The organism is Arthrobacter sp. B2I5, from assembly GCF_030816735.1.
Taxonomy (GTDB): domain Bacteria; phylum Actinomycetota; class Actinomycetes; order Actinomycetales; family Micrococcaceae; genus Arthrobacter.
Genome location: NZ_JAUSYF010000001.1, coordinates 1,384,036 through 1,402,320, shown reverse-complemented (window position 1 = coordinate 1,402,320; position 18,285 = coordinate 1,384,036). Strand labels below are relative to the sequence as shown.

Annotated in this window: 16 protein-coding genes and 1 other RNA gene; 1 reads left to right on the top strand and 16 read right to left on the bottom strand. The window is 63.1% G+C overall.

The window, feature by feature from the left end:
- Window positions 1-5: 5 nt before the first annotated feature.
- The 16 genes from QFZ60_RS06640 to QFZ60_RS06565 form a co-directional block, all read right to left on the bottom strand.
- Entirely contained in the window at window positions 6-1,031 is a 1,026-nt protein-coding gene (locus tag QFZ60_RS06640; protein ID WP_307089179.1) for an ATP-dependent 6-phosphofructokinase, read from the bottom strand.
- Window positions 1,028-4,213: an HAD-IA family hydrolase gene (locus QFZ60_RS06635; protein ID WP_307089177.1), complete on the bottom strand. Its 3,186-nt coding sequence runs from the start codon at window positions 4,211-4,213 to the stop codon at window positions 1,028-1,030. The genes QFZ60_RS06640 and QFZ60_RS06635 overlap by 4 nt, the downstream gene beginning before the upstream one ends.
- A 57-nt stretch (window positions 4,214-4,270) precedes the next feature.
- The gene (locus QFZ60_RS06630; RefSeq protein WP_307089176.1) at window positions 4,271-4,735 is read right to left on the bottom strand and encodes a pyridoxamine 5'-phosphate oxidase family protein; all 465 of its coding nucleotides are present in this window, start codon (window positions 4,733-4,735) and stop codon (window positions 4,271-4,273) included.
- 204 nt (window positions 4,736-4,939) lie between these two features.
- Window positions 4,940-5,308: a transfer-messenger RNA gene (gene ssrA, locus QFZ60_RS06625) on the bottom strand.
- 73 nt (window positions 5,309-5,381) lie between these two features.
- Window positions 5,382-5,855, bottom strand: a complete 474-nt coding sequence (gene smpB / locus QFZ60_RS06620; protein WP_043453530.1) for an SsrA-binding protein SmpB — start codon at window positions 5,853-5,855, stop codon at window positions 5,382-5,384.
- An 84-nt stretch (window positions 5,856-5,939) separates the two neighbouring features.
- The gene (locus tag QFZ60_RS06615) at window positions 5,940-7,370 is read right to left on the bottom strand and encodes a M23 family metallopeptidase (RefSeq protein ID WP_307089174.1); all 1,431 of its coding nucleotides are present in this window, start codon (window positions 7,368-7,370) and stop codon (window positions 5,940-5,942) included.
- A 27-nt stretch (window positions 7,371-7,397) separates the two neighbouring features.
- Window positions 7,398-8,312: a permease-like cell division protein FtsX gene (ftsX, locus tag QFZ60_RS06610; protein WP_142116958.1), complete on the bottom strand. Its 915-nt coding sequence runs from the start codon at window positions 8,310-8,312 to the stop codon at window positions 7,398-7,400.
- The gene (ftsE, locus tag QFZ60_RS06605; RefSeq protein ID WP_307089172.1) at window positions 8,309-9,097 is read right to left on the bottom strand and encodes a cell division ATP-binding protein FtsE; all 789 of its coding nucleotides are present in this window, start codon (window positions 9,095-9,097) and stop codon (window positions 8,309-8,311) included. Before ftsE ends, ftsX begins: the two co-directional genes overlap by 4 nt.
- Before the next feature lie 184 nt (window positions 9,098-9,281).
- Window positions 9,282-10,397, bottom strand: a complete 1,116-nt coding sequence (prfB, locus tag QFZ60_RS06600) for a peptide chain release factor 2 (RefSeq protein WP_307089170.1) — start codon at window positions 10,395-10,397, stop codon at window positions 9,282-9,284.
- 77 nt (window positions 10,398-10,474) lie between these two features.
- A complete protein-coding gene (locus QFZ60_RS06595) occupies window positions 10,475-10,921 on the bottom strand; it encodes a pilus assembly protein TadG-related protein (protein ID WP_307089169.1) in 447 nt (148 codons plus the stop codon).
- Window positions 10,918-11,541, bottom strand: coding sequence for a TadE family protein (locus tag QFZ60_RS06590; RefSeq protein ID WP_307089168.1), 624 nt, complete (start codon window positions 11,539-11,541; stop codon window positions 10,918-10,920). Before QFZ60_RS06590 ends, QFZ60_RS06595 begins: the two co-directional genes overlap by 4 nt.
- A complete protein-coding gene (locus tag QFZ60_RS06585; protein WP_142116962.1) occupies window positions 11,522-11,935 on the bottom strand; it encodes a TadE family protein in 414 nt (137 codons plus the stop codon). Before QFZ60_RS06585 ends, QFZ60_RS06590 begins: the two co-directional genes overlap by 20 nt.
- A 3-nt stretch (window positions 11,936-11,938) precedes the next feature.
- On the bottom strand, window positions 11,939-12,226 hold the full coding sequence (locus QFZ60_RS06580) for a hypothetical protein (protein ID WP_307089167.1): 288 nt from the start codon (window positions 12,224-12,226) through the stop codon (window positions 11,939-11,941).
- A 73-nt stretch (window positions 12,227-12,299) separates the two neighbouring features.
- Window positions 12,300-13,241: a type II secretion system F family protein gene (locus tag QFZ60_RS06575; protein ID WP_307089165.1), complete on the bottom strand. Its 942-nt coding sequence runs from the start codon at window positions 13,239-13,241 to the stop codon at window positions 12,300-12,302.
- On the bottom strand, window positions 13,238-14,095 hold the full coding sequence (locus tag QFZ60_RS06570) for a type II secretion system F family protein (RefSeq protein ID WP_307089164.1): 858 nt from the start codon (window positions 14,093-14,095) through the stop codon (window positions 13,238-13,240). The genes QFZ60_RS06575 and QFZ60_RS06570 overlap by 4 nt, the downstream gene beginning before the upstream one ends.
- Window positions 14,092-15,315: a CpaF family protein gene (locus tag QFZ60_RS06565; protein WP_307089161.1), complete on the bottom strand. Its 1,224-nt coding sequence runs from the start codon at window positions 15,313-15,315 to the stop codon at window positions 14,092-14,094. The genes QFZ60_RS06570 and QFZ60_RS06565 overlap by 4 nt, the downstream gene beginning before the upstream one ends.
- A 290-nt stretch (window positions 15,316-15,605) precedes the next feature.
- Here QFZ60_RS06565 and QFZ60_RS06560 point away from each other — a divergent pair, with 290 nt between their 5' ends.
- Window positions 15,606-18,062: a hypothetical protein gene (locus QFZ60_RS06560; protein ID WP_307089160.1), complete on the top strand. Its 2,457-nt coding sequence runs from the start codon at window positions 15,606-15,608 to the stop codon at window positions 18,060-18,062.
- Window positions 18,063-18,285: the final 223 nt, after the last annotated feature.

Sequence of the window (18,285 nt, the reverse complement as noted above, 5' to 3'; positions counted from 1 at the left end):
CTGCCTCAACCGAACAGGACGGCGGCCTCCTGGTACCGGGCTTCCGGGACCACCTTCAGTTCTCCCAGCGCTTCGTCCAGACCGACGTTCACAATGTCCGTGCCGCGCAGGGACACCATGGTGCCCCACCTGCCGGCCGCGGCGGATTCGACGGCGGCGAGGCCAAGCCTGGTGGCAAGGACGCGGTCGAAGGCTGTGGGTTCGCCGCCGCGCTGGATGTGGCCCAGGACGGTGGCCCGCGTTTCGATGCCGGTCCGTATCTGCAGTTCTCCTTCCAGGAGCAACCCGATGCCGCCGAGGCGCGGCCGCCCGAAAGTGTCCAGGCCGCGGGGCGCGTACGGTGCCGCGTGCCCCTCGGGGGCAAAGGCCTCGGCCACCACCACAAGGGGTGCCCTGCCGCGGTCACGCGCTGACAGCACCCAGGAACAGACCTGGTCCAGGGACACTGGATGTTCAGGTATCAAGATGGCGTGCGCGCCCGACGCCATCCCGGAATGCAGTGCGATCCAGCCCGCGTTGCGGCCCATGACTTCGGCCACCATGCAGCGGTGGTGCGATTCACCGGTGGTCCGCAGCCGGTCAATGGCCTCGGTGGCGGTCTGGACCGCAGAATCGAAGCCGAATGTGTAATCCGTGGCGCCGAGGTCGTTATCGATGGTCTTGGGCACTCCCACCACCTTGATGCCTTGGGCGTACAGTTCCCGGGCCGCCGCCAGTGTGCCCTCTCCCCCAATGGCGATCAGGCCCTCAAGTTCGTTGTTCTGCAGGCAGGCACGGACGCCCTCGATGCCGCCGTCCACCAGCGGATTGGTCCGGGACGTGCCCAGGATGGTTCCGCCCAGGCGCGAAATCCCGCGGACGCCCGTCCGGGGCAGCGGAAAAACATCCTGCTCCAGGACGCCCCGCCACCCGTCCTTGAACCCCAGGAATTCGTAGCCATGCGCAATGTCCCCGCCCAGTACCGCTCCCCGGATCACGGCGTTCACCCCAGGGCAGTCACCACCACTGGTAAGGATCCCCAGCCGCTTCACGGCGCCACCACCTCCGGGGCCCTGACAGGCAACGTAAAGTGCCGCGTCTGGCCGGGAGGAAGTTCCTCATCGATGCCCCGCACCTGCACCTTTATCGGTCCGGCGTCGCCGGGGGCAGAGGCGATGCTCATGTCCCCGCCCTTGAGGTGCACGCGGAGGCGGTGCCCCCGGTACAGGACCTCAAAAGCGACGGCGCGCAGCCCCGTCGGGAGATTGGGGGCGAACAGGATGGTGTCGCCGCTGAACCGCAGCCCCGCAAAGCTGCGCTGAACCACGTCGATGCTTCCTGCCATTGCACCCAAATGGATACCGGCGCGTGTGGTGCCATGCTGGGTATCGTCAAGATCGGCGTCGAGCGCTTCACGGAAACTGTCCCACGCCCGGTCCGCATCCAGGCCTGCAAGGACGGATGCGTGGGCAACCCTGCTCAGGGTGGACCCGTGCGCGGTCCTGGCCAGGTAATACTCGATGGTGGTGTTGAGTTGTTCCTGCGTGAATGCATACTGCAACCGCTGAAGGATGGTGGCCAGCCCTTCGTGCCCCAGCAGGTATGGGAGCATCAGGACATCTGCCTGCTTTGCCAGCTTGTAGCAGTTGGTTGTGTCATTTTCGGCTTCGAGGATGAGGTCCAGCCGCTCAATATCGCCGTACGCGTCCCGGTAATGCTCCCAGTCAAGTTCCTTCAACGTCCCGTAGCCCTCGAACTGGCTGATGACGCCGTCCTCGTGAAATGGGACGTACATCGCCGTTCCCATGTGCGACCACCCCGCGGCTTCCTCTTCCGTGACGTTAAGGCGCTCCATCAGCACGGCACGCTCGCTGCCGTGCAGTATGTCCATGATCTCCCCTGCCTGGGAGCAGACCCAGGCAGCCATGACATTGGTGTAGGCGTTGTCGTCCAGGCCAGGTGAGTCGCTGCCGGGGTAGCCGGTGTGGTACTCGTCCGGTCCCACCACGCCCCGCAGGTGGTACCGGCCGCCCTGCTCGTCGTAGTCCGCCAGCGAACGGAAGAACCGGGCAACCTCGATCACCAGTTCAGCCCCCTTCTGGAGGAGCCAGATCTTGTTCCCGGTGGCCTGGAAATACTGCCAGGCATTGAAGGCGACGGCCAGTCCCGAGTGCACCTGCAGGTGTGAGTGGTCCTTGACCCACCTGCCGGACCTGTCGTTGTACAACCATTTTGGCGTTTCCTCGGTTCCGTCGCTGGCGCTTTGCCAAGGAAACTTCGCCCCTGCCAGGCCTTCACGTGCCGCTGCATGCCGGGCGGCGGGAAGCCGCCGCCACCTGTAATCGATCACGGACCTGGCAACCTCAGGCGTCCTTGAGGTCAGTACCGGCAGGACAAACAGCTCATCCCAAAAGACGTGGCCACGGTACCCCTCGCCGTGGAGCCCGCGCGCGGTCACGCCGGCATCCAGCTCGGCGGTGTGCTGGGTCAACGTCTGAAGCAGATGGAAGATATGCAGGTTCAGGACCAGGCGCACCTGGACCGGGGCATCAATTTCCACCATGAACGGACGCAGCTCGCGCCGCCAGGCCTCCTCGTGCGCCGCCAGCAGAGAGTCAAAGTCACCACCCGTACGCTCCAGGACAGCACGGGCTCCCGTCTCCGGGGAGGAGATGGCGCGGTCACGGGACGTCACCACCGCCACCGTCTTGGTGATCCGCACTGCGGTGCCGGCAGCAAGCGGCAGCAGAAGAGTTTGGAAATGGAAAGCTCCTTTCCTGCCGTCCTTCACTGCCGCTGCCTTCCCAGCGACGTAAGTTCGATAGGCTGCGGCGATCCGGATGAGGCTCTGGGTGGTTTCCACTTCGACGACGGAAGCAGCGTCCTGGAGGCGCCCTGGGCTGGAGCGGCGGGAGGCTGTCCTGTCAGCCAGGTGGAGGTCGGAGCCTTGGGCGGGTTCGGGCAGATTTGCGTTGCGGACGCCGGCGTTAACCCCGCTGCGGACTTCCACCTCACCGCTCCAGCCCAGGGCGGTAATCACCGTCTCCAGGACCAGCAGATGGGGTTCGGCCAGGGAAACAAAGCGGGTCTGCACCACTTCCAGGCGGCGGTGGTCGGCACTCTCCAGCAGCAGCCGCCGCTCGAGCACTGCCCGCTTGAGGTCCAGGACCCTGCCCTCACGGACGGGGCTCATTCCGCCTTCCGACCACCACTGCTGGCCGGACAGGCGCAGATCGAGCGGGAGGCAGTCGGGTGCGTTGACCATGTGTTCTTCCAGCAGCGTCTCGCCGGCCGCCGTCACCTGGACACGGTTGTAGACGCCCGCGAGGTACATTCCCGCGTAGCTGAAGTTGCCGCCTTCGGGCGCCGCCCCCCGAACGCCCAGATAGCCGTTGCCCAGGGTGGTGAGTGCCTCCCGATGGCCTTCGTGGGCGGCGTCGAAGCCTTCATAGACCAGGTGCCAGGCGTTGCCGATGACCTGTCCCAGGTCCAGCTCCCCAACATCGTTGAGGACAGTGTCGGCGCCGGCCGCCTCCAGTTGCCGGCGGTTGCCGGTCCTGTCGATTCCGACCACGAGGCCGAAGCCTCCTTGCCGGGCTGCCTCAACCCCTGCCGTGGAGTCCTCGACCACCACGGCGTGCGGCGGGGCCACGCCCAGACGCGATGCGGCCTCAAGAAAGATGTCCGGGGCCGGCTTTCCGCGCAGGCCCAGCCGTGCCGCCGTCGTTCCGTCCATAACTGCACGGAAGAGATCCTGGATGCCCGCCGCTTCCAGGACCACCCCGGCGTTGCGGCTCGAGGTGACCACCGCCGCAGGCACTGCCGCCTCTTTGAGCCTCCGCAGCAATTCAAGGGTGCCGGGGTAACTCTGGACGCCGTCGGCCCGCAGGTGCTGCAGGAACAGCTCGTTCTTCCATGCGCCCAGGCCGAACCCGGTCCAGGCGCCCGCATCATCCGTCTCCTGTCCCTTTTCAACCTGCACTCCCCTGGCGGCCAGGAACCGCACCACCCCCTCCTCGCGCGGCATACCGTCAATGAAGGTGAGGTAGTCCGCCCTGCTGAGCGGGGCGCGGTTGGCGCCCGGAGGCACCCTTGGATCATGCAGGATGCGGTCGAAGGCGTCTTTCCAGGCAGCTTGGTGGACCAGCGCCGTGTTGGTGACCACCCCGTCCAGGTCGAAAATGACGGCGTCAAAGGGTGGCCTGGCAGCAGCGGCGGTGGGAGACCCGATCATAGGTCAGTGGTACCAGCAAGCGCCCGTTCCGGACAGGGCCGTAGGGCCCGGCGGCGGCTACGCTGTGTCCGGATGGGATGCCCGCCCCACGTGGTTCCACCATGTCAGGGGCGAGGTGATGGTGAAGCGCCTGCCGGTTATTGAGGTGGGCTCGATCCGGACGTAGTGGTCCTTTTCACCGGCTTGCCAGGGAAAGAGCGTCAGCGCGGCCCCGGTCAGCAGTTCCTCCGAGGGCTCCAGGATGACGGCCTTGCCCTTGACCAGGACGCTCCATGCCTTGGCGTCATCGTGGCCGTCGGCTTCGAGGGCGACGGCCAGTGGTCCCCCGGCTGCCCGCAGTTTGGTTCCTTCGCCTGTGCGGAAGACCAGGGACTGCTGGTCAACCTTGTAGTTCACGGGAAAGACCTCCGGGTACCCGTTCACCAGTACTGCCAGGTGGCCAACGGACACACTGCGCAGGAGATCCCAGCACGTGCCGGGATCCAGGACTTCCGTGGGCGTTTGGGGCGGGTCGTTGTGCATGCTGTCGAAGTTAATGGCATGCCCGCTCCCCCGCTAGAGCATTTAGGCCCGCCGGGTATTCCGGGGCGGGCCGCTTGTGTGAGGGAGGGGGCCCTGGTGCGGCAAGGTCCCTCGTTGCAGGACAAAGAAAAACACCCCGGTCCGAAGACCGGGGTGTTACCGATGACTCGAGTCATCCGTGAAGGATGTCCCGACTCACCGCAGGGGTGGAGATGGGGGGAATTGAACCCCCGTCCGATGTCGTGTTGTCAGGGCTTCTCCGGGCGCAGTTTGCGTCGGATTTTCTCGGCCCCAGCCATGCTGCAAACAGCTGGCTGATCCGGGCCCAGTCATCTAAAAGTCCCGTTTACTCCGATGACGGGAGCAAACAGCAGTGGCTATCTAAATGACGCCAGGATCCGGGGCGATAGCAACCCCGGGCTGACGGACTGTCTTACTGCTTAGGCAGCAAGAGCGAAGTCAGTGCGCTTAGATTCGGCACTTATTGGTTTGCAGAAAGCGTTTACGAGATAATTCTGCATCCTCGGCCCGCTTCACCTGTCGCGACTAACACCGTCGAAACCGATCATCCCCGTATTTTGTTACCAAACCGGCTGGCAAGCCTGCCGGACTACCCATACTAACGCATGCCCCGCAGAAATAATTCCTACCGGCGCCGGTTGCGTTCCCGCATCTCGCGCTGGGCCTCGCGGTTGTCCTGCTGTTCCCGCAGCGTCTGGCGCTTGTCGTATTCGCGCTTACCGCGGGCAACGGCGATTTCCACCTTGGCGCGACCGTCCACAAAGTAAAGCTGGAGCGGCACTATGGTGTAACCGGCTTCCTGCACCTTGCGGGAGATCTTGATGAGTTCTTCCCGGTGCAGGAGCAGTTTGCGGCGTCGGCGGGCCGCGTGGTTGGTCCAGCTGCCCTGGTTGTACTCGGGAATGTGGATGGCTTCCATCCACAACTCGTCGTTGTAGAACGTACAGAATCCGTCCACCATGGAGGCGTGGCCCTCGCGCAGGGACTTCACTTCGGTGCCCATCAGCGCGATGCCGGCCTCGTAAGTGTCCAGCACGTGATAATCGTGCCGGGCCTTGCGGTTGGTGGCCACCACCTTACGGCCACTTTCTTTAGGCACGGGAAAACTCCTCGGGTTTCAGTTCGGGTGCCTCCGGGCCTGCGGCGCGGAGCCCTACCAGTCTACGGCAGCAGTGCCTGGCCCCTACAGCAGGCCCATGGGGTCGACGGCGGCGCCGTTGAGCCAGGTTTCGAAGTGGGCGTGGCAGCCCGTGGAGTTGCCGGTGCTGCCGGAGTAGGCGATGAGCTGGCCCTGGGAGACTCTTTGCCCATTCGAGACCACGATGCTGGAGTTGTGGTAGTAGATGGTGGTGAGTGTGTTGCCCTGTGCCAGCCCGTGGTCAATCTTGACGCGCCAGCCGCCGCCGTCCGCCGAGTTCCAGCCTGAGCTGAATACTTCACCGGCAGCTGCAGCGTACACGGGAGTGCCGCAGGCAGCACCAAAGTCGATTCCGGTGTGCATGTATCCGCCGGTGCCGTAGAAGTCGATGGTTCCCGGCGGAGTGGTGCGGTACCCAAAACCGGAGGTGATGGGGATGCTGCCGTCGAAAGGATGACGCAGGCCAAAGGCCGACGGCGATCCGGCAGCGGGCGGGACGTACGGCGGGGCGGGCGGTGCCGGGCGATTCGCCGCGGCGGCCGCAGCGGCTGCCGCAGCAGCCGCCGCGGCGGCCTGCCTGCGCTGTTCGGCTTCCCACGCCTCGCGGGCCCTGCGGTCGCGTTCGGCGATTTCGTTCGCCACCTGGTTCTGGTTGGCCTGGACACCGGCCAGTTGCGCCTGGATGCCGGGCTTGGCCGCCTGGAGCTCAGCGTCAAGACGGGTCGTATCCGCAATCAGCTGGTCGACCTGGGCCTTCTTGGAGGCGGCTTCGTCGCGTGCGGCCTTCTCCCGTTCCAGGGCTGCGTCGGCTTTGGCCTTGAGGTCCTTGATCTCGGCCTCCACGGCCTGAAGCCGTGCCTGCGAGTTGACGTTGGTCGCGTTCTGCTGGCTGAGCTTGTCCATGGCAGCGTTCTGGCTGCGCATGGCCTGGTCGGCGAGGTCCATGGTTTCGGTCAGGCTGCTGCCGCTGTTGGATCCGAAGAAGAGCGACAGGTTGGAGGGAACGCCGCCGGATTTGTAGGCCTGGGTAGCGATCTGGCCGATCAACTTCTTGGTGTCGGCGATCTTCTGCTTGTCCGTTTCCAGCTGCTGGGTAATCTTGGCCTTGTTCTGCTGGGCCATGTCCACACGGGCCGAAAGTGCTTCGACTTCCTTGACGGCGCCGGCTACGCGCCCCTGCGCCTCCAGGAGTGCCTGCTGGGCGCCGGGCAATTGGCCCTGGTAGATCACCAGGTCACCGGCAGCCTTCGCGATCCGGGAATCGACAAATTCAAGGGATGCCTGGACGCGGGCAGCTTCGGCCTCGAGCGCGGCCTTGCGGTCTTCGAGGTCGTCTGCGAACGCGACAGGAGTGGCGAGGGCCATCCCTGCTGAAAGGATGACGGTGAGCACGCCGCTGACGATCCCCAGACGGCGGGCAGCAGACCGCCCTCGGCTGCGCCGGGGGCGGGGCAAGTTTTGATCAGTCAGGTTCATGGGCATTCCTTGGTCGGTGTGCACAGCCTAAACGCGCAAATATCTACGTAAGGTCAAGAGAGACGAAATTCCTGCCAAGGATCCGCCAAGGATCAGCAGCGCCGGAACGAGGATCAGGGTCTGGCTGGATGAAATGAAGGCTGTGTCCGGGTACTGCCGGGACATGTAGTCGCCCAGGAAGAATTGCGCTACTGCCCACAGGGTGCCCGAGGCGAGGGCAGCGCCGATGACGGCTGCTATGACGCCTTCCAGGATGAACGGCAGCTGGATCACGGTCTTCGAGGCACCGACCAGGCGCATGATCCCGGTCTCGCGGCGCCGGCTGAACGCCGAGAGCCTGATGGTGGTGGCAATCAGCAGGATGGCGCAGACGATCATGACACCCGCGATGCCGACCGCCACGAGGGAGGCCCCGTTCATTACCGAGAAGAGGCGTTCGAGGAGCTGGCGCTGGTCAATCACCGTCTCCACACCAGGCTGCGAGGAGAAGGTTTCGCTGATGATCTGGTACTTCTCCGGGTCCTTCATGTTGATCCGGAACGATGCCGGCAACTGGTCCGGGGTCACGGAATCAACGATGGGCGAGTTCGAAAACTGGTCCTTGAAGTGCTTGTAGGCCTCATCCTTGGACTCGAATTGGAAGTCGTTGATGTACTGGGCCACTGCCGGAGATTCAAGGAGGGCGTTCAGGCCCTGTTGCTGCTCGGGGGTGACCGGCCCGGAAGCGCAGCCGGGCGCCGTCGAACCTTCACTGCAGAGGAAGATGGCCACCTGGACCTTGTCGTACCAGTAGCCCTTCATCTGGTTGATCTGCATCTGCAGCATCCCGGCCGCACCCACGAAGGTGAGGGACACGAACGTCACCAGGATGACCGAGACCACCATGGAAAGGTTGCGGCGCAGGCCGCTGCCGATCTCCGAAAGGATGAATGCGAGCCTCACCGCTGGGCCTCGCCTTCAACGCCATTGCCCGGCAGACCGCCGTCGGGCGCTTCCCTGCCGCTGGCGTCCTTCAGCCGCCTGGACTGGCCGACGACGGGGATCATCGACGTGTACAGGGCCTTGGCTTCGTCGCGGATCACCACGCCGTTCCTGAGTTCGACCACCCGTTTGCGCATCTCGTTGACGATGTCGTCATCGTGCGTGGCCATCACCACGGTGGTTCCGTTCTGGTTGATCTTGTCCAGCACGCCCATGATGCCCATGGACGTTGTGGGGTCCAGGTTTCCGGTGGGTTCGTCCGCGAGGAGGATCCCGGGCCGGTTGACCACGGCACGGGCGATCGCCACGCGCTGCTGCTCGCCGCCGGAGAGCTCGTGCGGCATGCGGTGTTCCTTGCCTTCCAGGCCGACAGTCTTGAGGACTTCCGGGACCGTGTCGCGGATGACGCTCCGGCTCTTGCCGATCACCTGCATGGCGAAGGCTACGTTGGCGAACACGTTCTTTTGGGGCAGGAGGCGGAAGTCCTGGAAGACGACGCCGATGCCGCGGCGAAGGCGCGGAACCCGCCAGCTGGAGATCTTGGCGACGTTCTGGCCGGCGACGTAGACAGCGCCGGACGTGGCGCGGTCTTCCTTCAGCACAAGGCGGAGGAAGGTGGACTTTCCGGAGCCGGACGCGCCCACGAGGAAGGCGAATTCGCCGCGGTCAATCTCAAGGTTGATGGAGTCCAGTGCCGGGCGGGCTTTCTGGTCGTAAACCTTGGTGACATTTTCGAATCGGATCATGGCCCTAAGTACCCTGCAGGGCATGGCTGATTCATGTGATGCAGCCCAGTTCTGCAGCCGGTGCACGGGTTTTCGTTTGGGGAAAGTAGGGCCCCGGCCCCTCGACTATACGCAGGATGCCCGGTGGTTGGGCCTGCTTTCAGGGGCGTGTCGCCGGATCAGCGGCGGCCTGCCGGCCTGGCGGCTACTTGTCGGCGTTGCGGTTGTCAGTACGCCAGCGGATGCCCGCGTCAATGAAGTCGTCGATTTCGCCGTCGAACACTGCCGACGTATTGCCCACTTCGTGTTCCGTACGCAGGTCCTTGACCATCTGGTACGGGTTCAGGACGTAGGACCGCATCTGGTCACCCCACGACGCTTTGACATCGCCGGCCAGCGCCTTCTTCTCCGCATCCTCCTGCTCCTTCTTCAACAGGAGGAGCCGGGACTGCAGCACGCGCATGGCGGCGGCACGGTTCTGCAGCTGTGATTTCTCGTTCTGCATCGACACCACCGTGCCGGTGGGGATGTGGGTCAGGCGGACGGCGGAGTCCGTGGTGTTGACCGACTGGCCGCCCGGGCCGGACGAACGGAACACGTCCACCCTGATTTCGTTGTCCGGGATGTCAATGGAGTCCGTCTGCTCGATCAGGGGGATGACCTCAACGGCGGCAAAGGACGTTTGGCGGCGGCCCTGGTTGTCGAACGGGCTGATTCTGACAAGACGGTGGGTTCCCGCTTCCACGCTCAGAGTGCCGTACGCATAGGGGGCCTTCACCTCGAAGGTGGCCGACTTGAGTCCGGCTTCCTCAGCGTAGGAGGTGTCCATGACCGTTGTGGGGTACCCGTGCCGCTCGGCCCAGCGGAGGTACATGCGCATGAGCATCTCGGCGAAGTCTGCAGCGTCCACTCCTCCCGCACCGGCGCGGATGGAGACGACAGCTTCGCGTTCGTCATATTCGCCGGACAGCAGCGTGACCACTTCCAGGTCCTTGAGCGCCTTCTTGATGGACTCGAGTTCAGCCGCGGCCTCCCCCATGGAGGCGGCGTCGTCCTCGTCCTGCCCAAGTTCCACCAGGACTTCGAGGTCGTCAATCCTGGATGCCAGGTTGGTGAGGCGCTCTAGTTCGGATTGGCGGTGGGAAAGCCGGGACGTGATTTTCTGCGCGGCCGCGGGATCGTCCCAAAGATCCGGCTCCCCTGCCCGCTCGCTGAGTTCGGCGATGTCTTCCTTGAGTGTCTCCACGTCGCTGACGCGTTCAATGGACTCGTAGGTGGCGCGAAGCGCGCGGATTTCAGCGGAAAAATCAATATTGGCCATGGTGGTTTAAGCCTACGCTATCGCCGGATACAGCCAGGCGTGCTGGCCCGGCGTCCTGCTTGGCGCAGCAGAGTCACTTATCGGGTGAGGCGCGAGCGCGCAGTGGACGCCGCCTCGATACGGATACCGTCCGGAACAAGGAAGTTCACCACAGGCGGGTGAACGGCTGCCGTGAGAACCACGACGGCGGTGGAACCGTCCGGTGTACCCGTTGCCCCAGTGACGGCAAGACCGGAGAAACGCTGTGAGGCGGGACTTCTTGCGACGAAGTCGGCAGCGACATTGCGGACGCGGGCGGGACTAAGGACGGCCGAGGGGCTTCCGCCCTGGGACGTGACTTCACCCAGGGTGTAGCTGTCGGCTGCCGCCAGCGAGGCGCCGTCCGCCAGGGACAACAGGCGCTTGTGCTCCAGGTAAACGGCAGATATTCCGATGACGACTGTCGCCACCAAGAGCGCCAGGACGATGTAGCCGAGGATCATGACCATCACTTGGCCGCTCTCATCCGGTTCGCCGCGATTCACCGGTACCTCCCCACCAGTTGAGTGGAGGACGCCTCAACCTCCGTGGCGGACAATCCCTCCGCAAACGGTATCAACGGCAGCGGCACGTTCAGCCTGACAGTCACCGTTATCGTCGTTCCGGCGGCCTGGCAGTCTGCCGGGTTGCAGCTGGTGGTCATGCTGGCCCTTTCTGCAGGGTGCCCGAAGTCGGAGAGGGCAAGGGCCACGGCCTGTTCCGCAGCCGCCTGGGCGGTGGGGGCATCGGGCTGGGCTACATAGACCTTGGCAGCCTGGTCGGCGGCACCCACCACGGCGAAGGAACCGCTTTGGATTTGGCCGACAGTGATGACGAAGTACACCAGCGGAACCATCAGCAGGAGTGCAAGGAACGTGAATTCGACGACCGCGCTTCCATCCTCATGCGTCAGCCCATGGTGCTCATGGTCGGGGCCCTGCTGCGGGTGCTCCCGATGCGCATGGCCGGGGCACGTGAACGTGTCACCCACACCTGTGGCCCCGGAACCCTCTCTGCAGAATGCTTCTGCCAGGCGGGTGCGGAACGGAAAAGCGTTGGAATCGGGCCGGGCATGGGAGCGGGGCAATGGGCGGGCGCTGGACGGATCAGGGCTGAACAGCCGCATGCCCTTTCACCTCCAGCATGTCCCGTGGGCCAATGAACCCGATAACCGGCATAGGAGACCGGACGGTTACTTCCAAAGTGCGCATGCCTTGGACCGTTATTTCCTGCGTGCTGACCTGTTCTGCGAACCCCTCATTCAGGGCCATGCCGATGAGGCTGCGGGTCCGTTCCCGGGCATCGGAGGCATTACGGTCAGCGAGTGTCCCGTACCGTGCACCAGAGGCCGCAGCATCGATGAGTGTGTTCCGGACGTGCAGAACCAGGGTCAGCTGGATGATCGCAAGGAAGAACATGGTCAGCAGCCCGCCAACCAGGACAAAGTCCACCACGGCTGAACCCCGCTCCCCCGGCCGGGACAGCTTGGGCTGCACCGGCCCGTGAGGGGACGCCACCATGGTTCAGTTCCCCACCTTGTCCATGGCCTGGTTGAACATAGTCTCCAAGGCGGGGCCCGCGAGCGCCAGCAGGGCTGCAACCAGGACGGCGGACATCAGGGTTATCATCACCCATCCCGGCACGTCTCCGCGCTCGGGATTATCATTTGCGCTTGCCGGAAGCGGCTGGCACCCTTCATTGGCATGCCAGCCTGCACGTCGACTCGCCCTGGCCGCGCGGGGCACCTTTAGCTGCAGTGTGGCCGTAAGGCCAAGAAGCAGCAGTAGACAGCGGGTTCCCATGTTTTGCATCTTGCGTCCTATTCCTGGTTCCTAGAGTGGCTTTTAGTAATCAAACAGAGTCCGGCGCTGGGCTTTTCTCGCATCAGAAGCCCAGATTGATGGCCGCGAGGCCGGGGAAGACAGCAAACACAACGGTGAGGGGAAGCACACCGAAAACCAGCGGCACCATCATCGCGATTTCCTTTTTCCCTGCCGCTTCCATAAGGTCCCGTTTGGCCGAATCACGTACGTCCTGTGCCTGCGCGCGGAGCACGTCTGCGAGGGGCGTCCCTCTTTCCACTGCAACGATGATGCCGTCAACAAACCGGACCAAGGGGGCAAGGTCGGTGCGGGCAGAAAACTCCTGCAAGGCCAGCACCAGGGGTTTGCCTGCTCTCGTCTCCGCGAGAATCTTTGAGAATTCCTTTGAAAGCTCACCGTTGGCACTCCTGCAAACGCGATCCAAAGCGCCCGTTGCGCTCTCCCCTGCGCCGACGGCCAGCGCCATCAGTTCGGCAAGGCTGGGAAACTCTGCCATCATCCGTGCCTCCCGCCGACGGACCTGGGCTCCCAGCCAGTAGTCCCGCAGCACAAAACCTGCTGCAGCACTGCCGATAATTACCGCAGCCGCCAGGAGCGGATTGAACCTCCCGGCTGCGGCTCCGATGAAGATGAGCGTCAACGAGAGGATAAAACCGGCAGCGGCACAGAGCAGCTGTTCGGCACGGAAGTCGATGGGTGACTTGTTGATCCCTGCCTGGGCCAAGCGGCGCCCGGTGGCCCCGGGCGAGGGGTTGAGTTTCCCCAATGCGGAGAGCCAGTCCCGGAAGACAGGGCGGAGAATCCGTTCCAGCGGGCCGAAAGGCGTCAGATTCTGCTCGCCTGCGCGGAGGAGCCGCGACTCCAGGTTCTGCGACTTCAGTTGCGGCTCGATGCGTTCAGAGAGCGTCATGGCACGCATTGGCGGTGACCGGAAGATCACGAGCCACAATCCGAAGCCAAGGCCGATGCCGCAAAGTACTGCTGCAGGCGGAACGATGATCATTGGAGCACCCTTTCGTCCTGCGGCAAGGCCCCGATCTTCAACATGACCGTGTAGCAAACCAGTGAGACCACCAGACCGCCGAGCAGGACTGCAGCGCCCATCGGTGTGTTGTAGGCCTGAATCGCCTCCGGCCTGGTGGCGAGCAGGATCATCACGATCCAGGGTGCTGCGACGGCAAGCCGGGCGGCATTAATGGTCCAGGACTGACGGGCCTCCAGTTCACTGCGCGTTCGGGCGTTTTCCCGCAGGAACTCGGCCAGTGTGCCCAGGAGCTTCCCCAGGTCTGAGCCGCCCACTTCCCGGGTCAGCCGGAGTGCTTCGATAATCCGGTCAGCTACAGGGTCGGCCAGCCGCCGTTTCAATTTGTTGAGAGAGCCATCGAATTGGCCGCCGGCCCGGTAGTCTGCGCCGAACTCACGAAAGATAGGCCGCAGTTCCTCAGGCCCCTTGTCTCCAAGTTGAATGAGGGCCTCGGGCAGCGGCAGTCCGGCGCGGATCGCCGACCGGAGGTGATCGACGACGTCGGGCCACAGCTGGCGCAGCATGGCCATCCTCTTTTTGGCCCGCCACCGGAGGATCGTGATTGGCAGCCATGCGCCGAAAAGCCCGAAGCAGGCGGCAATGGGCCACGAACGGCTGAGCCCATAGAAGATGAGTGCCACGAAAATTCCCAGCCCCAGGCACGTACCGGTTAGGCCACGCGCTGAGACCTTATCGACCCCGGCAGCCGCGAGCAGGTCAGCCAGTCGGGTGGGCTTACGCTTGCGGACCCCGCGGTCCGGCGTTTCCCAGCAGGACCACCAGATAAGGAAGAAGCCCACCCCCAACGCCGCCCCCACCAGCGCCGGGATCATCGCGGATCCAGCAGCGCAGCGACGTCGTATCCTGCCCGCGAGAACTTTTCCGCCGCCGGCATGGCATTGGCCCGGGGCTGCAGGACTCCATTCTCGAGGGCGAAGATCATTGACGACTCGATGATGCCGTTTTCCACGCGTCGGCCCAGCGACAGGATCTGAGTCACTTGCCGCCGCCCGTCGGCTTGCCTGCTGCAGTGCACCACAAGGTCTATGCAGGAGGCCACGGTGGGGACAACGAACGCGCTCGAGATGTTATCCCCCGCCAGCAGCGGCAGCGTACAGATCTTGGTGACGGCGTCGTGGGCCGAGTTCGCGTGGACGGTGCACATTCCTGGAAGCCCACTATTAAGTGCAATCAACATGTCCAGGCTCTCGGCTTCCCGCACCTCCCCTACAACCAGCCGGTCCGGGCGCATGCGCAAGGCTTCCTTCACCAAGCGACGGAGTGGGATTTCGCCCTCACCTTCAAAGTTTGGCTGCCTGCACTGCAGCCCCACCACGTCCCGGAGCGGAAACTGCAGTTCAAAGATTTCCTCGACTGTGATGACGCGCTCCCGGCTTCCGATGCTCGCCGCCAGACAGTTCAGCATGGTCGTCTTGCCTGCCTGCGTAGCCCCTGACACTAGGATGTTGAGGCCACTGGACACAGCCGCGCCGAGAAACCGCGCGGACTGCGGTGTCAGCGTTCCCAACTCCACCAAATGTTCCAGACGGCTGGCCCTCACGACGAACTTCCTGATGTTCACGGCCCAGTGGCGGCGGGTCACATCTGGAATGACGACGTGGAGCCTGGATCCATCGGGCAGAGCGGCATCGACGAACGGGGAGGACATGTCCAGGCGCCTGCCGGAGCTCTTGAGCATACGTTCCACAAGGTCCCGCACCTGCTGCTCCGAAAGGCTCAATGATGTCAGTTCTGATTCGCCGTTGCGTGCCACATAAATTTCGTTGGGCGCATTGAGCCAAATCTCTTCGATCGACGGATCATCGAGCAGCGGCTGCAGCACCCCAAAGCCCGCGACGGCATCGAACAGGAACCTGCGGGCTGCGTCCAGCGGTCCAAGAGGTGGGAGAGGCCCCATAAGTGCGCGCTCGTCATAGTCGGTGACAGCTGCTTCCACCAGCCTTCGGACCTCTCCGGCTTGCCTGAGCGGGTCCAGCCCGCGCCGGCGGATGAGCTCACGGACCTCGTCCTCGACAATTCCCAGCGCGTCCATATGTTTCCCCCATACAACTGCCGCCCCCGGCGGAGGCAGTGCGACTGGGTACAGCTTAAGTAGAGGGTCCTCCTCCAACAAGTCATTGCAGGGATGGTGTGGATAAACGCCGCCTTTCATCCAGCCGTTTCTGAGTACATTGATCCGTCGGACCGGTAGGCAAGAGCTCCTAATTGGAGTACTCGATACCCGTGCGCCAAGTGTTGCGAAAGAGGTTAATGGTCAGCGGGGGCACCAGCTTCCTTAGGGACCTGGACGCAGCAGCGTTGGGGCTGATTGTTAGGAGAATCGTGAAGATACGAATTACCCGCGCACTGAGCCAAGGACTGGCAACAGTTCTAATGATCTCAGGGCTGGCAACAGTTGTTGGGGGGACAGCAGGGGCAGCTACCCCAACCGTGGAAACACCTGCACCGAGCTATGGCTTCCCCAGCGTAAGTTACACAGGTTCGGGCCAGGCCGCTACTGAGGAAAAGCCCCAAAGCAAGCTGTGGTGGAATGACGGCTCATGGTGGGCCGACATGTGGACCACTGGAAGCGGTTGGCGTATTTACAAGCTTGATCGCTCCCTGGAAAAGTGGATGGACACAGGTGTGCCCATTGATAGCCGACCCAACACGTTGGGCGATACGTTATGGGACGGCACGCACCTCTACATTGCGTCCCACGTTGTTACGACATCAACCGAGAACGCTCCGGTGGCGTCTCTACCAAACCAGCCAGCCCGGCTATATCGGTACAGCTATGCCAACGGAAAGTACACCCTCGACAGCGGCTTCCCCACGACCATCACCTCCGACAGCAGCGAAACGATGACCATCGACCGGGACAGCACGGGGGCGATCTGGGCTACATGGACACATGTCACCGGTGACGCAACGGCGGGATACACCAACAGCGTTATGGTAAACAATTCCGCGCCCGGTGGTACGAACTGGGGCACCCCTACTGTCCTCCCGGTCAGCAACGTTCACCCCACCCCGGATGACATCTCCGCCGTTGTGGCCTTTGGCAAGAAGCAAGTTGGGGTTATGTGGTCCGACCAGTCCACAGGTTCTGTGTGGTGGGCCACCCACACTGATGGTCAGCCTGCCGGATCGTGGAAGGCCCAGCCAGCAGTCCAGGGCAAGGGTATTGCCGACGACCATCTCAACCTCAAGTCGTTGCAGGCCGACAGTGCCGGCCGCGTCTTCGCCGCGGTTAAGACGAGCCTCGATGAGACTGCGACGGACAAGACCCTTCCGCAGCTGCAGCTTCTGGTTTTCAAGCCCGGAACAGGGTCATTTTCACGCTCCACCATTTCCACCCTGGCTGACTGCCAAACCCGACCGCAGATCGTGCTTGATCCTGAAAACAACAAAGTGCACGCATTCCAAACGGGGCCCGCGACCTCAGTCAGTGGCTGCCCGTACACCGGCGTGTCAGGGGCCATTTACGAAAAGACAGCTGACATGGATAACCCCGTCTTCGCATCCGGCCGTGGAACCCCTGTTATCCAGGATGGCTCTTCGCTGAACATGAACAACGTGAGCACCAGCAAGCAACCCGTCAACCGCTCCACGGGAATTGTTGCGCTGGCTACCGACGACGTGGCCAAGCGCTACTGGTTCGCGGACCTTGCAGTTGGTGCCGCCAAAACCCCAACAGCGCCCGGCACTTTCGTCCCGGTCACGCCTTCACGGCTCATCGACACCCGAACCACCTCAGCCGTGTCCGCCAATTCCACGCTGTCTGTGCAAGTGGCCGGGGCCGCAGGAATTCCCAACAATATCTCCGCAGTGACCCTAAACCTCACTGTCACAGAACCGCAGGACACTGGTCATATCCGGGTTTACCCTTCCAAGACGACGGCGCCAACGACGTCGAATCTCAACTTCACCCGCAACCAAACCGTTGCCAACTCAGTTACAGTTCCGGTTGGTTCCGACGGTAAGGTGACGATGCTGAACACCTCATTCGGGAGCACCCACTTGATAGTGGATGTCAACGGCTACTACCTTGGCGGTACACCAGCGGTTGCTGGAGCCTTTGTCGCAGTGGGGCCCTCCCGCCTTCTGGACACCCGCACCAGTTCGCCACTGGCTCCCAACTCCGTCCAGTCCATCAGGGTAGCTGGAGTTAACGGGATACCCGCCGATGCCTCGGCCGTGGTCTTTAACCTAACCGTTACCCAGCCCACCAGCGTCGGCCATATTCGGGCATACCCGTCCGGAACCCAGGCGCCGAACACGTCCAATGTGAATTTCCTGCAGAACGATACGACAGCCAATGCGGTCACCGTGCCGATCGGGCCAGACGGACAGGTTTCCCTACTGAATACATCTGCTGGCACCACGCATCTAATCGCCGATATTAACGGCTACTACATTGGTGGTCAGCCCACAGCTGCCGGTGCATTTGTCGCAGTCGCACCATCACGGCTCGTGGACACGCGCAATACCTCTCCGGTGGCTCCCAATTCTGTGCTGCCGATCAAAGTAGGCGGGACCGCCGGCATCCCTGGAAACATCTCAGCAGTGGTCTTCAATTTGACAGTCACCCAGCCGACCAACGTTGGTCACGTGCGGGCCTACCCTTCCCAAACGAGCGCGCCGAGCACATCCAACATCAACTTTGCTCCCGGTCAAACAGTTGCCAATTCCGTAACCGTACGGGTGGGTTCGGATGGGATAGTCGATCTGCTGAATTCCTCCAGTGGGAGCACGCAGCTCATCAGTGACGTGAACGGGTTCTACTTAGGCGGGTAACTGCAGTGGAAATTCCAAGAGTGAAGAATACTTCCTTCTGAACCATCACATCACGCTCACTCCACGTAAGTTGAAGTAGCCGTTCAAGGGCCTGGGTACGGGATTTGCACCGCACCCAGGCCCTTCTATGTTTTGGCAGCCGGTGTTCGAGCAGGAACCGTTGGCATCTTTGGCCGCTTTTCTGGAATCCCTGGCCTACCACACCTACTTCAGGACGAGCTCG

Bases quoted from the DNA above. Each gene is read 5' to 3' on its own strand.
- QFZ60_RS06635 (WP_307089177.1), bottom strand. From the start codon at position 4,213: ATGATCGGGTCTCCCACCGCCGCTGCTGCCAGGCCACCCTTTGACGCC.
- QFZ60_RS06630 (WP_307089176.1), bottom strand. From the start codon at position 4,735: ATGCACAACGACCCGCCCCAAACGCCCACGGAAGTCCTGGATCCCGGC.
- QFZ60_RS06615 (WP_307089174.1), bottom strand. From the start codon at position 7,370: ATGAACCTGACTGATCAAAACTTGCCCCGCCCCCGGCGCAGCCGAGGG.
- ftsE (WP_307089172.1), bottom strand. From the start codon at position 9,097: ATGATCCGATTCGAAAATGTCACCAAGGTTTACGACCAGAAAGCCCGC.
- prfB (WP_307089170.1), bottom strand. From the start codon at position 10,397: ATGGCCAATATTGATTTTTCCGCTGAAATCCGCGCGCTTCGCGCCACC.
- QFZ60_RS06590 (WP_307089168.1), bottom strand. From the start codon at position 11,541: ATGCGGCTGTTCAGCCCTGATCCGTCCAGCGCCCGCCCATTGCCCCGC.
- QFZ60_RS06585 (WP_142116962.1), bottom strand. From the start codon at position 11,935: ATGGTGGCGTCCCCTCACGGGCCGGTGCAGCCCAAGCTGTCCCGGCCG.
- QFZ60_RS06580 (WP_307089167.1), bottom strand. From the start codon at position 12,226: ATGCAAAACATGGGAACCCGCTGTCTACTGCTGCTTCTTGGCCTTACG.
- QFZ60_RS06575 (WP_307089165.1), bottom strand. From the start codon at position 13,241: ATGATCATCGTTCCGCCTGCAGCAGTACTTTGCGGCATCGGCCTTGGC.
- QFZ60_RS06570 (WP_307089164.1), bottom strand. From the start codon at position 14,095: ATGATCCCGGCGCTGGTGGGGGCGGCGTTGGGGGTGGGCTTCTTCCTT.
- QFZ60_RS06565 (WP_307089161.1), bottom strand. From the start codon at position 15,315: ATGGACGCGCTGGGAATTGTCGAGGACGAGGTCCGTGAGCTCATCCGC.